Below are 14549 nucleotides of genomic sequence, written 5' to 3' on the forward strand. Positions count from 1 at the left end.
TCTATCAGGAAAGACATCGCAGGCACGCGATAGCGAGTGAATTCACCGAGTGCCTGCTGTACCCTTGCCCGCGAATTCCGCCAGATAGCCCCCATCTTGAACAGTCCTGCCCTGACCTCCCGCGAGGCCTACCAGATTCTCCGCGACATCGCCCAGGGTATCCGTCCACTGCGACGGATCGGCGAACAAAGCTGGTCGCAGGTCCGCAACGGACTGCTGACCGTGGAAGTGGATGGCTGGGTGTTCACCCTCTACAACGATGGCGATGGCCTGGGTTACTGCGACCGCTGCTACGATCCCGAGGGCGCGGCCTATATCTACGATGCCGCGCATCCGTACGGGACCAATCCGGTGGAGTTCATGAGCGTGTGGGAGCGGCAGCAGGTCGAGGGGATGTTGCGGGGGCTCTGATTGAACGTCAGGGCCTCATCGCGGCATCGGTACCTACCCATCTTTTTTGCTTTCTGGTGCTGGTGCTGCGGTGAGTTCCTCCTCCACCGGAAAATGCCGGCAACTCTTGCGCTCCGCCATCTGCCTGTCGGTCGGCCGCTCATCGACGAAACGCGGCGGCCGGTCGCTGTGGATCTCCAGGAAGCCCCAGCGCAGGTCGGCTTCGGTCTGTCCCGGCTTGGGCGGTTCGAACCACCAGACTTCGCGGCTGATCAGGGCCATGGACACGCTCCTCGGCTGAAAATCTTCGGTTCCTGTCACTATAGCCGTGGCACGGGATAACTATGTGCCACCGCCGCCGCGCGCAGACGCGATGTGCTGGCGCTCCTTCACAAGGAGTGCCCCGACATGAACGAAAACACCTTCGGAAAACCTGGCTTCCACCACCTCGTCGTAGAGGAGCGCCTGCCCCGCTGGCTGCAGCATCTGCATCCAGACCAGCTGGCACGACTGCAGCATCTGGACGATCACTCCAACGCCACCTGGTTCCACGGTGCTCCCGCAGAACTGCGCCACGCCGTCGACCAGGCACAACGGCGAACCCGCAGGTTGACCTTCGCCCTGGCTAGGGCCATGGCCGACCTGCGCGCCGTTCCCGACTTCGCCGAGCCGTTGCTGCTCAAGCGCCTGCATGAGCGTTTCGGCCTCAACGGCGGCGACCTGCGCAGGATGCATTTCGTGCGTTTCAGCCGCGACTGGAACTGGGGCACCGTTGCCACGGACCTCAACCACCGGGTTGAACCGCTGTTCGAGGCCGCCCTGCAGAACTTCGAGAAAGATCAGGAAATGCAGCCGGAGAGCGTGGCGATCCTCGGCGAGTTCCGTGTCACCTGGTCCAACGGCTACCCTCGCTACCACTACGATTCCCTGCCCTTCACTGCGGCCCAGTTCGCCGAGCAATGCCATGACCTCGACCTTGGCCGACGCTACCAGGCGCACCTGAACGACATCTTCGGCCGCAAGGACGTGCACAGCCTGGCGATCCAGGCCCGGCGTGAACAATTGCAACTGGACCTGCTGCTGGCGCGCATGCGTGAGCCACACGCGGATCACGATCAGGTGCAACGCCTGCTGGACGCAACGCCGCAAGACACTCCGCTGCGTTGCACGCATTTCAGCCTGTTCGGCGTCGATGTCCTGGAGGCCCTGGTGATCCATCCCCATGCCGATTCGCTGGCGGTGTTCCTCTATCTGCCCGGCGAGCCGCAAGCGCTGCTCCGCTACCCGACGCTGGTCGCGTGCCAGCAGGCCTTGCTGCGCCAGCTGTGCCAGCCGGCGTTCCGCCAGCGCTTCTTCGGGTACATCCAGCAGGATCGCGTCGAACACTTCGCCAGCGTGCTGCAGCGCAACCTGACGGGGCAAACCCTGCCCGCCGAGCGCTCCACCCTGTGGAAGGCACCGGCGGAAACGGACCTGCACTGGGTCGAAACCAGCATCGACAGCGAACTGTTCGCCTGGCTGCAGGATCGTCATCACCGCCGCCTGCTCAATGAGGCCCGGCACCTGGCCGTGCCCAGCGCCGAGGTCGACGAGGCGGCACGCCAGCGCCGCCTGCATTACTGGGAGTCGCTGGGCCTGGACCTGCTCGGGGTGGCCGCGTTCTTCGTGCCGGCGGCGGGCAGCCTGATGATGCTGGTGTTCGCCGCACAGATCCTTGGCGACGTCTACGAAGGCGTCGAGGCCTGGGAGCAAGGCGATATCGACGCCGCCCTCGACCACGCCAAGGCCGTGGCGCTGGGCCTGGCCACCGCTGTGGCCACGGGCGTGGCCTTGCACTACGCCGGCAAGTTCACCCGCAACCTGATCGAGGTGATCCGCCCGGACGGCACGCCGCGCCTGTGGAATGGCGACCTGCAACCCTACCGCGTCGAACCGCCCGCCGACGCCCGGGTCAACGCTCTCGGCCTATTGGCGTCGGGCGAGCAGCGTCATGTCTGCCTCGACGACGGGCATTTCGCGGTGCGTCCCCACGCCGACGGCCAGCGCTGGTGCATCCAGCACCCGCAGGACCCTGAGGCATTCCAGCCCGTCCTCGAACACAACGGCGAAGGCGCCTGGCACATGGCACATGAACATCCGCTGCAATGGCCGCGACAGACCCTGCTGCGCCGCCTCGGCGCAAAGGTGGCGGACTACAGCGACGCGGAGCTGGAACTGGCCAGCCGTATCGAGGACATCGGCCGCGACGAACTGCTGGACGTTTATCTCAAGCATGCCCCGCTGCCGCCGCGACTGCTGCCGACCTTGCAACGCCTCCGTGCCGGGTTGCCCGCCGAGGACCCGCTGCAAGCAGCGTTCGAGGGCATCTATCGCCCGGATCGGGCCAGCCCGGACAGCGAACGCCTGGCCTTGCTCGGCCTGCCCCGGCAAGCTGGCTGGCCCGCCGACTGTCGCCTCGACCTGCGTACCGGCGATCCCTCCGGAGCGCTGCTGGCGCGTGCCGGCGATCGCTTCGCCGGCGATGCGCGGCTGATCCTCAAGACTCGCGACGGCTACCGCGCACTACTGCAAGACACGGCACAACCCGCGCAGGAGGATCTGTTCGAAGCGATACGGCAGGCGGTCCCGGAACTGCAGGACGAGCCCGTGGCCCTCAAGGACATGATCGTCGGCCAGGCGCAAAGTTATCCGGAATACACCCGTGGGCAGGTCTGGTCAGGCGAGACCGACGGCTGGCCTGACGACGGGCGCCTGCTCGGCGGCTTCGATGTGGTGCCACCGGCGCACTACCCGCCCGCACGCCCTTCCGCGGACGGACTGCTGACACGCTATCGGCGCCTGTATCCCAGCCTCAGCGACCAACAGGCACGCGCTGCGCTGCAACAGTGGCACGACGCCGGCCAGGTGGCGCATGTCGAGTTGCGCAACCTGGAGCGCCAGCTGGACTACCTGCGCACCACCCTCGGCCAGTGGGCCTCCGCGGCGCCGCTGCGCACCGTGGCGCGGGACAGCCTGATCCGCTGCTGGCAACGCAACCAGGCCACGCCGGGCGAACTGGACCTGTCGTCGATCGGCCTGGACGACCAGGACTTCGCCATGCTGCCGCACCTGGGCAACGCCTTCGCCCATGTCGACGAACTGAACCTGAGCTCCAATCCGCTGCGCAACATCCCCCGCCTGCTGCTCAGCCAGTTGCCGCCCCTGCGTGCGGTATGGGCCAGCGCCCTGGAGCTCAGGCACCTGCCGGCGGGACTCGGCGCCCAGTTGCGCCACCTGGAACTGACCGACAACGCCATCAGCTGGTCGTCTATTTCCCAGGAGGCCCTGGCCGGATACCCGCAACTGGAGCACCTCAATCTTTCCGGCAACCCGTTGCAAAGCCCGCCGGACCTCACCGCAGCGCCGAACCTGCGCGATGTCAACCTGTTCGACTGTTCCTTGCGGCGCATTCCCGAACACCTGGGCGAGCTGCCACACCTGCAGAACCTCGACCTGTCCTCCAACCTGATCAACCGCCTGCCCGAGGGGCTCGAAGCGCAACTGACACCCCCCGTGCAACGCGCCATGGGCCTGGAATACAACCCGCTGGACAACGACTCGCTGAATCGCATCGAAGCGCACTACGAGGCCACCGGCATCGACCTGCTGGTGGCCGAGGATGACTACACCACGCTGTTGCTCGACGCCGACGATGCCACCCTGGCGTGCTGGGAACGCCTCGGCCGGCTGATGCCGGTGGAGTACCGCCGCGACTTGCGCCGGGTGGCCGACGACCCTCTCTACGGTGCAGCACCAAGCACGACGCGGCGACGCTTCCGCGCGATGCTGCCGTGGCTGGAATCCAGTCCGCGAGCGCGCACCATGGTGCGTCGGCTCGATGCCGGCAGCCTGCTGCAATTCGAGCAGATCGCCGACCTGGAACGGCCCGAACCCTTCGCTACACCGCGACTCAAGAGCGAGCATTACCTGCGCGTGGCGGTGGACAGTGCGCGCTGCCTGGCCCTCGACGAGGCCCTGGTGGCGCGTTTGCCGAACCTGGGCGAGGCACAACTGCAGGCACTGCGCGCCCTGACCCTGCAACGCCTGGGCAGCGACCCGCAGTTGCGCATGCACATCGCACCGACGGCTCTGGAGCCGGTCAACCTGGCCGGCGTCGAACGGGAAGCGGCGCAGCTCCAGGGCAACTGGACCAGCGTGGTACGCCACCAGTTGCGCCTGATCGACGGCAACACCGCCGTCGGCCGCGATGCACTGCTCGCCGAAGGCAATGACGGCGAACCGGTGATCCGCTTCTGGGTCAGGCACCTGGAGCAGCGCTACCACCCCGAGTTCGAACAGTTGCGGGAGCAGGCCAACGCGCAACTGCTCGATGCCGAGAACCTGCTGAGCGAAGGCGAGTACCTGGAGGAAGCCAACCACCTGCGCCGCCAGCTCGAACGCGAGCGCGGGCGGCTGCTCGACGACCTCACCCGCGGCATCGCCGAGGGCAACCCGCTGCGCTGGTGAGTGATCGCGCCGGCGGCGCGCGGCTCAGTACTGCACGGCGGTGAAGCGTTCGCCGGCCAGCCAGTGCTCGAAGCGCTCCGCCGGCATCGGCCGGCCGATCAGGTAGCCCTGGCCGTGGTCGCACCCGGCATTGCGCAGGAACTGGTGCTGGGCATGGGTCTCGATGCCCTCGGCGGTGATCCGGTAGCCCAGGGCATGTCCCAGGTCGATGATCGCCCGGGTGATCGCCACGTCGTTCTCGCCCTGGGGCAGGTCCTTGATGAAGGCCCGGTCGATCTTCAGGTGGTTGATCGGCAGGGCCTTCAGATAGGCCAGCGACGAATAGCCGGTGCCGAAGTCATCCACCGCCGTCGCCACGCCCAAGGCCTGCAGTTGCGCAAGAACTTCGCAGGCGTGCTGCTGGCTTTCCATCAGCAGGCTTTCAGTGATTTCCACTTCCAGCAGCGCCGGCTCCAGTCCATGTCGCTGCAGCGCGGCGGTGAGGCTGGCGACATAGTCGCTGCGCTCGATCTGCAAGGCCGCGACGTTGATGGCGATCGGGCCGGGGAGCATTTCCCGGTCGCGCCACAGGCGAACCTGCTTGCACACCAGCTCCAGCACCTGCTCGCCCAGGGGAATGATCAAGCCGGTGCGCTCGGCCAGGGGAATGAAGTCTCCCGGCGAAACCAGCCCGTGCTGCGGATCGCGCCAGCGCAGCAGCGCCTCGGCGCCTTCGACGCGACCGCTGAACAGGTCGATGCGCGGCTGGTACCACAGTTCGAACTCCTGCTGCTCCAGGGCCCGGCGCAGGGCCCGCTCCAGACCCAGGCGCTGTTGCAGGCGCGCGGTCATGTCGCCGTGGTACAGGCGCCAGGCATTGCGCCCGCCCTCCTTGGCCGCGTACATCGCGGTGTCGGCGTGGCGCATCAGGCTTTCGCTGGTATCACCATGTTCGGGGCACAGGGCAATGCCGATGCTGCCGCTGACCAAGGCCGCATTGCCTTTCAGGTCGAACGGGCGCTGCAAGGCACGCAGCAGGCCATCCACCACCCGGGTGACGTAGTCCAGGTTGTCGGCGCGGGTGAGGATAAAGGCGAATTCGTCACCGCCCAGGCGGCAGACCGTGTCGTCCAGGCCGATGCCGGCGCCGAGACGCTGCGCCGCCTGCTCCAGGAGCAGGTCGCCCAAGGCGTGCCCGAGGCTGTCGTTGACCTGCTTGAAGCCATCGATATCCAGCAACAGCACGGCCATCTGCGCCCGTGGCGCCTGCAGCGCCTGTTCCAGGCGGCGCAGGAACAGCACGCGGTTGGGCAGTCCGGTGATGGCGTCGTAGTGGGCCAGGCGCTCCAGTTGCGCCTGCGAATGCTTGAGTTCGGCGTTGCGCTGGTTGATCAGGCGGTTGCTGCGGTTCAGCTGGGCGACGAAGAGGCTGAACAGGCCGGTGGTGCACAGGGCGAAGAGAAACAGCGGCGAGCCGAACAGGCTCAGCGACGACCAGCCCCCGCGCGGCATCGCCGCCAGTTGCCAGGTGCCACCGGGCACATCGACGTTGAGGGTCACGGCGGAATCCTCGAACAGCGCCGCTTCGCCCCAGATCATCGCCCCTGCAGCACCCTCGCCGTCCGCGCCGCGCAAGGCCAGGCGGAAGGTGGAATCCTCGGCGACCCCGGCAGCGCGCAGCAGGCTGTCGATATCCGCCACCACCGAGACGTTGCCCCAATACAGGCGCACGCCCTTGTGCCCCTTGAGGAACACCGGCCGCCGGTAGACCAGGGCACTGCCGCCCTGGTACAGCTGCACCGGACCGGCCAGCACCGCTTCCTGGCTGTCGCGGGCGCGACGCACCAGCGGGTACTGCGACGGCAGCACGCGATAGTCGAGACCGAGCACGCTCTGGTTGCGCTGCAGCGGATAGACATCGGCGATCACGTCGTTGGGTGCCAGGGAGATATGGCGGATATAGGACACCGATTCCATGGCCTGGCGCGCCATGTCATGGAAATGTGCCGTGGAGATGTCACCATCGGCACTGAGCAACTGCGCTATTCCTTCGGTCTCGCCAAAGGCCGAGCGCATCTGCGCCTCCAATCCGGCACGAATGCCCGACAGGCGCATGCTCGCGGTGGCGATCAACTCGCTTTCCTGACGCTGCACATCGAGGCGGCCGAGGGCAACGGACAAACCGATGCCGATCACGGCGAAACCGATGGGCAGCAGACGATAAGCGGTGGAGCGCACGCGGGTGGGTAGGTGGCGAGGGGGGTGTTGCAGGGCAAGGGTTCTTGTCGTCATACGCCGGCTGCTTGCGTCCGTTTCCAAGGTTATCGGCGATGGCAAAACAATATTGAGGCATGCTGGCTTTTTTTTGTCGGCCGGCGTTATGCTCGACTGAAACGTTTCACCATTCAAAGAAAAAGAGGTGTCGTGCCATGGATCGTTTGCTGGATTCGCTGTTTCCCACTGCCGAAGAGATTCCCGAGGCGTATCGCCTGGGTGCGCCGCTGGAGCAGCGCGACTACCTGGTGAATGGCGAGCTGCGCCATTGGGCAGGCCCGCTGGCCACGGTGCGCAGTCCGGTGTGGCTGAAGCAGGCGGACGGCAGCGAGCAGCAGGTGGTGCTGGGCAGCGCGCCACTGCTGGACGCCGACACCGCCCTCACCGCCCTGGACGCCGCCGTGCATGTCTACGACAAGGGCCGCGGGGCCTGGCCGACCATGCGCGTGGCAGAGCGTATCCGCCATGTCGAGGGCTTCCTCGGCCGCATGCGCCAGCAGCGCGAGGCCGTGGTCAAGCTGCTGATGTGGGAAATCGGCAAGAACCTCAAGGACGCCGAGAAGGAATTCGACCGCACCTGCGACTACATCGTCGACACCATCGGCGCGCTCAAGGAGCTGGATCGCCGCTCCAGCCGCTTCGAGCTGGAACAGGACACCCTCGGCCAGATCCGTCGCGCACCGCTGGGCGTGGCGCTGTGCATGGGGCCCTACAACTACCCGCTGAACGAAACCTTCACCACCCTGATCCCGGCGCTGATCATGGGCAACACCGTGGTGTTCAAGCCGGCCAAGTTCGGCGTGCTGCTGATCCGTCCGCTGCTGGAAGCCTTCCGCGACAGCTTCCCGGCCGGGGTGATCAACGTCATCTACGGCCGCGGCCGCGAGACCGTCAGTGCGCTGATGGCCAGCGGCAAGGTCGATGTGTTCGCCTTCATCGGCACCAACAAGGCCGCCAGCGACCTGAAGAAGCTGCACCCGCGCCCGCACCGCCTGCGTGCCGCCCTCGGCCTCGACGCGAAGAACCCTGGCATCGTGCTGCCCGAGGTGGATCTGGACAACGCGGTCAACGAAGCGATCACCGGCGCCCTGTCGTTCAACGGCCAGCGCTGCACCGCCCTGAAGATCCTCTTCGTCCACGAGCAGGTGGTGGATGCTTTCCTGGAGAAATTCCAGGCAAAGCTGGCCGCCCTCAAGCCGGGCATGCCCTGGACCCCGGGCGTCGGCCTGACGCCGCTACCGGAGCCGGGCAAGATCGACTACCTCAACGGCCTGGTGGACGACGCCCTCGGCCATGGCGCCAAGGTGCTCAACCCCGGTGGCGGGCAGAGCCGCGGTTCGTTCTTCTACCCTGCCCTGCTCTACCCGGTGAACCCGGCGATGCGCGTCTACCACGAGGAGCAGTTCGGCCCGCTGGTGCCGGTTGTGCCGTACCGCGACCTGCAGACGGTGATCGACTACGTGCTGGACTCCGACTTCGGCCAGCAGCTCAGCCTGTTCGGTACCAACTCCAGGGACATCGGCCTGCTGGTGGACACCTTCGCCAACCAGGTCGGGCGCATCAATATCAACGCGCAATGCCAGCGCGGTCCCGACACCTTCCCCTTCAATGGCCGCAAGAACTCCGCCGAAGGCACCCTGTCGGTGCATGACGCGCTGCGCACCTTCTCCATCCGCACCCTGGTGGCGACCCGTTTCCAGGAAGCGAACAAGGAACTGATCAGCGACATCATCCGCAACCGCGAGTCGAGCTTCCTGACCACCGACTACATCTTCTGAGGTGCCGTTCGGGCCCTGTCGATGCCCGCCTGTCCAGCGAATGCGCAATTCGGTTTGCGCATTCGCCATTCCTGTACAAATATACAGGTCTACACCCGACGCGTCGGCGCCGGGTTTGTCCGTTGCTTGGTTACAGGAGGAACACGCAAATGGCAGCAAAACCCATCCCCGAAGGTGCGCACAGCATCACCCCCTACCTGGGCATCAAGGACGCCCACAAGGCCATCGATTTCTACAAGGCGGCGTTTGGCGCGGTCGAGATGTTCCGTCTCGAAGGCCCTGACGGGCGCATCGGCCATGCCGAACTGAAGATCGGCGACTCCTCGATCATGCTCGCCGAGCCCTGCGACCAGGCGGCGCTGGTGGCCAGCCAGTCGCAGCCCGGCGTATCCGTGGGCCTGCACCTGTACGTCGAAGACGTCGATGCCCGGCATGCCCAGGCGCTCAAGGCCGGCGCCACCGAGGTCAGCGCCGTGCAGGACCAGTTCTACGGCGACCGCAGCGGCTCGGTGAAGGATCCGTTCGGCAACCTGTGGTTCATCTCCACGCACAAGGAAGACCTGTCGGTGGAAGAGATCCGCGCACGGGCGGCGAAGCTGTTCGGCGGTTGATTTTCGGCTCGGTTCACGAGCAAGCTCGCGCTTTTCCGTGGGAGCGAGCTTGCTCGCGAATGGCTGCACGGCGGCCACTAACAAGGACATCCATGCGAATCATCGAAAAAAGCGCCGCCCTGGTGCGCAGCCTCACCCCGGCCGAAGACGACCTGCTGCGCGGCTTCAACCGCGGCACCCTGGAAGGCCCGCGACTGCTGCAGGCCAACCAGTTGCTGATGAAGGTCCGCGCCGCCGGTCACTGGCTGGCCTGCGACTGCCAGGCGAAAGCCATGCCGGTGCTCAACGTCACCCTCAACAGCCACACCGGCACCCTGTTCCTGAAGAACAACCCCGGCACCGCCGAGCACGCCGCCGATTGCCCGTTCATCAAGGACGAGCGCGACGCCGGCGAGCAGGACAGCCAGGACACCCCGCCCGCCGCCTGGCTCGCCCCGGACGCCCCGCTGCGCCTGATCGGCGATTTCCGCCGCGCCAGCGAGGACGCCGTCGCAGGCAATGGCAGCGGCGACAAGCGCGAACAGCACCGCCTGCTCTCGCTGCTGCTGACCTGGATCGAGGCCAGCGGCCTCAACGTCTATGCCACGCACCTGAAGAAGGACCTGACCGGACAGTTCGCCGAACTGCGCGGCGTTGCCGGACGCTACCCGCTGATCGAGCGGGTGCCGGCCAGCAACTACCTGGAAACCCGCCTGGACATGAAGCACATGATGATGCTCAAGGCGCGCCTGCGGGAATCCACGGTGTTCGGCAAACACCGCCGCCATGGCCTGCTGCTGGACTGCGTCAGCCAGATCAAGGCGCGAAAGGTCTACAACGAACGCAGCGAGGACGGCTTCGACTTCCAGGGCCACCACCTGCTCTGGGGCGGCAGCCGCACCCCGGGCCCGCTGCTGGCCCTGGCCATCTACTCGCCCACCAGTGCCGGCAGCCATTTCTATGAGCTGATCCATGTCGCCAGCGTGCCGGTGCTGTCCCGCGGTCACCTGTTCCCGGTGTACCGCGACGAGGAGCGCGAGCCGCTGAAGATGCTGGTGTCGCTGATCGACTGGATGGCCAGCAAGGGCGTGCGAGTGACCATGCGCCGCCCGGTGATCGGCGGCCAGGTGATGGACGAACTGGTACTCAGCTCGGACCAGGACCGGGTGCTCTCGGTGTCGCTGACCGAACAGCCGCTGGGACCGGAACCGGAAGTGGAGAACTTCCGCCGCTATGCCGACTTCAAGAGCCTGGACACCTTCCGCAAGTACGTGGCGGGCTTCTTCATGCGCGAGCGGGAATAGGCATATAGCGAAGCGCCATTGGTCGCCAGAGGCATCACCCTGATCGCACCTTGCCCTGGCGGGGGCGACCCAACCTAGTGTGGTGTTTTGCAAATACGACCAATAATCCGCGAGTGATTTTTGCGCTCAGGCAAGGCGGCGCGACGAGTCGTAGCCTAGCTACGGCGAGGAGCGACAACGCAGCATGAGCGCAAAAAGCGCCGCGAATTATGGTCGTATTTGCGAAACACCACACTCGGTACCCCTCGCGAAAAAGGAGTTCGATCATGAAGCGTACAGCACTCGCCGCCCTGCTCTTCAGCGCCCTGCTGGGTGGCCATGCACTGGCCGATACCGGGCCGACCAATCCCAATCCTGATCCGACCAGCCCCGGCACGCCGGGCATGGGCTCGGGCGTGCCGCCGGAGATCCCGGCACCGGGTAGCACCGATCCGCGGATGCAGGGCAGCGACCCAGGGCGCCAGGGTGGCGCGACTACAGACGGTACAGACCGCAGCAAACGGCCAGAGACGCTGATGAATGGCACTGGATCGGAGCCCGGGACCGGGCGTAGCGGAACCGGTAGCGGTGGTTCGGGTGTGGGTGGATCAGGTACCGGGGGATCGGGCACGGGCTCAAGTCCCGGCGCAGGCACCGGCATGGGCGGTGAAGGTGGCAGCATGGGTGGTTCCGGCACGGGTAGTTCTGGCACGGGTACCGGTAGCGGATCGGGTGGTGGCCAGTAGAAAAAAACATGACTCGTTGACTTTCTGGGACTTGTAGGAGCGGGTTCACCCGCGGTTGCGATAGTGAATTCACCACCGTAATCGCGGGTGAACCCGCTCCCACAAGGTGCAACCCTCCCGGCGTGCAGCTAGCGCATGCTCGGCCACCCCTGAAACGCCGGCACCACCGCCACACACCCCGGCAACTGCCGGCAGGCCTTGACGCTCAGCGGCTCTGCCGGCACCGAAACCAGCACCGTCAGCACCACCGACACGAGGATCAACAAGGGAATGCAATAGGCAAGAAGGCTTTTTGTTTTCATTGTCGGCTTTCTCCTGATGCGGGTTGAATGGTGGACTCCAGTGGGCTCAGCGCTCGTCCACGGTCACGAACTCGCGCCGCTCGGCCATGCTCGCGGGCACCTGCTCTTCGTCGGTGAAAAACTGCTCGTACCACTCGCGCAGCTGGTACACCGGCCCGTCGTTCTCGGCCAGCACCGGCTTGTCGATGCGGATCTTGTGCTTCCAGATGTCCACGTCCTGGTAGAACGAGTCGCGGTTGCCATGGACATAGGCCTTGGCAACCTCGCGGTTCTGCTCCTCGCTCCACTCCGGCACGCGCTTGACCATGCAGCCGAAACGCAGCTCGAAGCTGTTCGGCCCCACCGGCACGTGGCTGTTGAGCAGGATGGCGTGGATGCGCACATCACCGAACATCGAGCTGAGGTGGGTGAAGTGGGTCGCCGGACCGTAGTAGGCGGACTCTGCGATCAGGTCACCGCCCAGGCGCTCCGAGTCGCCGTGGAAGATCTGGTGGCCGATATGGCCTTCGAAGATGTTCGAGAAGAACTTGGTCGGGGTGCCGTGCACCGGGCCGAAGTGCTGGGCATCCACCAGGTTGTCGACCAGCTCCCGCGGGTTGGTCTCGATCAGCATGGTGTCGATGTTCCACTCGTGGATCCACTCGTCGCTGTCCATCACGTCGAGGTGCGGGATGACCACGCCGTCCTTCGGTGGCTGGCCCTCGGGGTTGTTCCAGATGAACAGCAGGTTGTTTTCCTCGCAGGTCAGCCAGGCACGGGTCTTGGCTTTCGGCGGGATGCGCTTGCAGTAGGGAATTTCAACGCACTTGCCAGCAGTGTCGTATTTCCAGTGGTGGAACGGGCAGACCACGCGGTCGTTCTCGATGGTGCCCTGGGACAGGTCGGCGCCCATGTGCGGGCAGTAGGCGTCGAGGATGCTGATGGCGCCTGCGCTGTTGGCAAAGGCCACCAGGCGGGTGCCAAAGATGTTCAGGGTGTGCAGCTTGCCGTCACGGTAGTCGGCCGCATCACCCAGGCAGTGCCAGCCGCGGGCATAGCGGTGGGTGCGCTGGGCGCTGTCGAGGGAGATTTCTGCGAGCTTGGTCATTTTCTTGTTGTTCCTCGGCTAGTCCCCAGGAAAAAGGGGGGAATTCATGGAGGGCATGATTGGGCAGGAAGCGCACGGTCTTCATCCTTCATTTGGACTAGACCGGCGCTTTGCGCCGCTACTGGCCGAAGCGACGCGCCGCCTCGGGGCCGAAGTCCTTCGGACTGAAGCCGGGCTTGTTCAACTGGTAGCCGTTGCGCTGTTCGTTGATCAGGTTGAACGCCAGGTAGCTGCCGGCATTGAGGTCGTGATACAGCCCTACCCCGGCCTGCTGGCCCTGGCTTTCATAGGCGTAGAAATAGTTGACCATCGAGGTGCGCCACAGCTCGCCACGGTTGTCGTAGTTGTCGGCGAGCATGGGGAACCAGGTGTCCTCGTCGATGTAGAGCTTGCGCTTGCCGTACAGGTGGCGGTAACCGGGCTTGAGCGTGCCCTCCAGCTCCCAGACCCGGTGCTTCTCGTAGCGCATGGCATCCGGGTTGATATGCCCCGGGGTCAGCAGGTCGGCGTACTTGAGGTTCGGCGAATGCAGGCGGTAGGCGTTGTAGGGGATGTACATCTCGCGCTTGCCGACGATCTTCCAGTCGTAGCGCTGGCCCGAGCCGTTGAACAGGCGCACCTCGTCGACGGTGATGGAGCCGCCGCTACCCGGGAACGACATGTCGAAGCCATAACCCGGCGACTGCCGCACGCGACGGGTGCCCGGGTCGTAGCGCCAGGCCTGACGCGGTTCGGTCTTGTCGTTCCAGAACTCGGTGCCGGTGTTGATCTCGCCCTTGTCGCGCTGCGGCAGCAGGGTTTCGTTGAGGTAGAAGGACGAGTTGCCGGTGGTGTCGCCGATCTTGCCCGGCTCCAGCGCCGGCGCCAGGTTGCGCGAGTGCACCCGGCCCCAGTTGATGTTGCCGTCCTTGAGCACGTAGGCGTTGTCGGAGATGTATTCCTCGGTCCACGCCCGCAGGGTGAAGGTCGAGGCGTTCTTCAGCAGTTCCAGGCCGCTGCGCGGTACCGGGAACGGCGTGCCGCCGGTCTTGCCGACCACCCCCTCGCCGTCGTCCACCAGCTTGGCGATGGCGGCGTTTTCCCGGGTCGCCTGGCATACCGCGTCGTTGTAGCGGAAGTCCCGGTGGCTGGGGTAGATCGGCATCTTGAAGGTGCCGGGGTAGAGCTTGAACAGGGCTTTCTGGCCGTCGGACAGCTGGTCGGCGTACTGCGCCAGGTTGCTCGCGGTGATCACGAACAGCGGTTTCTCGTCCGGGTATGGATCGACCGGGTGGTTGCCGGTGCCCTTGAAATCCACCTGGGGCGGCACGCCCAGCCACTTGCCCGAATACGGGGGAATGCTGCCGTCTGCATTGCCGCTCTTGTCCGCGCCGAGGCAGGTCAGTTCGCTGCCCAGGCGTGCCACGTCTTCAGGGGCGGCCTGGGCCGGGACGACGAAGACGCTGCCCAGGGTTGCCGCCAGGGTGGCGCGGCGCGTCCACGCGGTCAGGCAACGGGGGGCGAGGATACTGCCGGTCATTGTTGTTCTCCTTGGATTACCGATAGCGGGAGCCCAGTATCGGCAGGGGCTCGGAGCGCCAGCATCGTCCGTGCGGACTAACGCATTTTTACCGG

The 14549-nt window shown here is 65.6% G+C and carries 11 protein-coding genes; 6 read left to right on the forward strand and 5 right to left on the reverse strand.

Translation table 11 applies throughout. The annotated features are described in order from the left end of the window. Positions 1-96 precede the first annotated feature (96 nt). Positions 97-411 carry a DUF7693 family protein gene (locus V0R59_RS13625; protein ID WP_330074774.1) on the forward strand — a complete coding sequence of 105 codons (315 nt, stop codon included), beginning with the start codon at positions 97-99 and terminating at the stop codon, positions 409-411. A 33-nt stretch (positions 412-444) separates the two neighbouring features. Here V0R59_RS13625 and V0R59_RS13630 read toward each other — a convergent pair whose 3' ends face one another. Then, on the reverse strand, positions 445-672 hold the full coding sequence (locus tag V0R59_RS13630) for a hypothetical protein (protein WP_330074775.1): 228 nt from the start codon (positions 670-672) through the stop codon (positions 445-447). A 126-nt stretch (positions 673-798) separates the two neighbouring features. Between V0R59_RS13630 and V0R59_RS13635 the strand changes: the two genes are divergently transcribed. Continuing rightward, entirely contained in the window at positions 799-4896 is a 4098-nt protein-coding gene (locus V0R59_RS13635; RefSeq protein WP_330074776.1) for a leucine-rich repeat domain-containing protein, read from the forward strand. Between the two features lie 24 nt (positions 4897-4920). Here the strand turns inward: V0R59_RS13635 and V0R59_RS13640 are convergent, their stop codons facing one another. Next, entirely contained in the window at positions 4921-7167 is a 2247-nt protein-coding gene (locus tag V0R59_RS13640) for a putative bifunctional diguanylate cyclase/phosphodiesterase (protein ID WP_330074777.1), read from the reverse strand. Between the two features lie 137 nt (positions 7168-7304). Between V0R59_RS13640 and V0R59_RS13645 the strand changes: the two genes are divergently transcribed. The 4 genes from V0R59_RS13645 (at position 7305) to V0R59_RS13660 (ending at position 11546) form a co-directional block, all read left to right on the forward strand. Continuing rightward, the gene (locus tag V0R59_RS13645; RefSeq protein WP_330074778.1) at positions 7305-8927 is read left to right on the forward strand and encodes an NADP-dependent glyceraldehyde-3-phosphate dehydrogenase; all 1623 of its coding nucleotides are present in this window, start codon (positions 7305-7307) and stop codon (positions 8925-8927) included. Between the two features lie 149 nt (positions 8928-9076). Further along, positions 9077-9538: a VOC family protein gene (locus V0R59_RS13650; protein ID WP_330074779.1), complete on the forward strand. Its 462-nt coding sequence runs from the start codon at positions 9077-9079 to the stop codon at positions 9536-9538. Between the two features lie 92 nt (positions 9539-9630). Then, positions 9631-10821 (forward strand): hypothetical protein, encoded by a 1191-nt coding sequence (locus V0R59_RS13655; RefSeq protein WP_330074780.1) that lies wholly within the window; start codon positions 9631-9633, stop codon positions 10819-10821. Between the two features lie 266 nt (positions 10822-11087). Continuing rightward, entirely contained in the window at positions 11088-11546 is a 459-nt protein-coding gene (locus V0R59_RS13660) for a hypothetical protein (RefSeq protein WP_330074781.1), read from the forward strand. 128 nt (positions 11547-11674) lie between these two features. On the opposite strand, the gene V0R59_RS13665 is transcribed toward V0R59_RS13660, so the two are convergent. The 3 genes from V0R59_RS13665 to V0R59_RS13675 form a co-directional block, all read right to left on the reverse strand. Then, positions 11675-11848, reverse strand: a complete 174-nt coding sequence (locus V0R59_RS13665) for a hypothetical protein (RefSeq protein WP_330074782.1) — start codon at positions 11846-11848, stop codon at positions 11675-11677. A 46-nt stretch (positions 11849-11894) separates the two neighbouring features. After that, the gene (locus tag V0R59_RS13670; RefSeq protein ID WP_330074783.1) at positions 11895-12935 is read right to left on the reverse strand and encodes a Rieske 2Fe-2S domain-containing protein; all 1041 of its coding nucleotides are present in this window, start codon (positions 12933-12935) and stop codon (positions 11895-11897) included. Positions 12936-13053: 118 nt separating this feature from the next. After that, positions 13054-14454, reverse strand: a complete 1401-nt coding sequence (locus tag V0R59_RS13675; RefSeq protein WP_330074784.1) for a DUF1329 domain-containing protein — start codon at positions 14452-14454, stop codon at positions 13054-13056. Positions 14455-14549 lie beyond the last annotated feature (95 nt).

Source organism: Pseudomonas ulcerans (assembly GCF_036324125.1).
Lineage (GTDB): Bacteria > Pseudomonadota > Gammaproteobacteria > Pseudomonadales > Pseudomonadaceae > Aquipseudomonas > Aquipseudomonas ulcerans.

Coding starts and splice junctions, on each gene's coding strand:
- V0R59_RS13650 (WP_330074779.1), top strand. CDS start 9,077: ATGGCAGCAAAACCCATCCCCGAAGGTGCGCACAGCATCACCCCCTAC.
- V0R59_RS13660 (WP_330074781.1), top strand. CDS start 11,088: ATGAAGCGTACAGCACTCGCCGCCCTGCTCTTCAGCGCCCTGCTGGGT.
- V0R59_RS13665 (WP_330074782.1), bottom strand. CDS start 11,848: ATGAAAACAAAAAGCCTTCTTGCCTATTGCATTCCCTTGTTGATCCTC.
- V0R59_RS13645 (WP_330074778.1), top strand. CDS start 7,305: ATGGATCGTTTGCTGGATTCGCTGTTTCCCACTGCCGAAGAGATTCCC.
- V0R59_RS13630 (WP_330074775.1), bottom strand. CDS start 672: ATGGCCCTGATCAGCCGCGAAGTCTGGTGGTTCGAACCGCCCAAGCCG.
- V0R59_RS13635 (WP_330074776.1), top strand. CDS start 799: ATGAACGAAAACACCTTCGGAAAACCTGGCTTCCACCACCTCGTCGTA.
- V0R59_RS13670 (WP_330074783.1), bottom strand. CDS start 12,935: ATGACCAAGCTCGCAGAAATCTCCCTCGACAGCGCCCAGCGCACCCAC.
- V0R59_RS13675 (WP_330074784.1), bottom strand. CDS start 14,454: ATGACCGGCAGTATCCTCGCCCCCCGTTGCCTGACCGCGTGGACGCGC.
- V0R59_RS13655 (WP_330074780.1), top strand. CDS start 9,631: ATGCGAATCATCGAAAAAAGCGCCGCCCTGGTGCGCAGCCTCACCCCG.
- V0R59_RS13640 (WP_330074777.1), bottom strand. CDS start 7,167: ATGACGACAAGAACCCTTGCCCTGCAACACCCCCCTCGCCACCTACCC.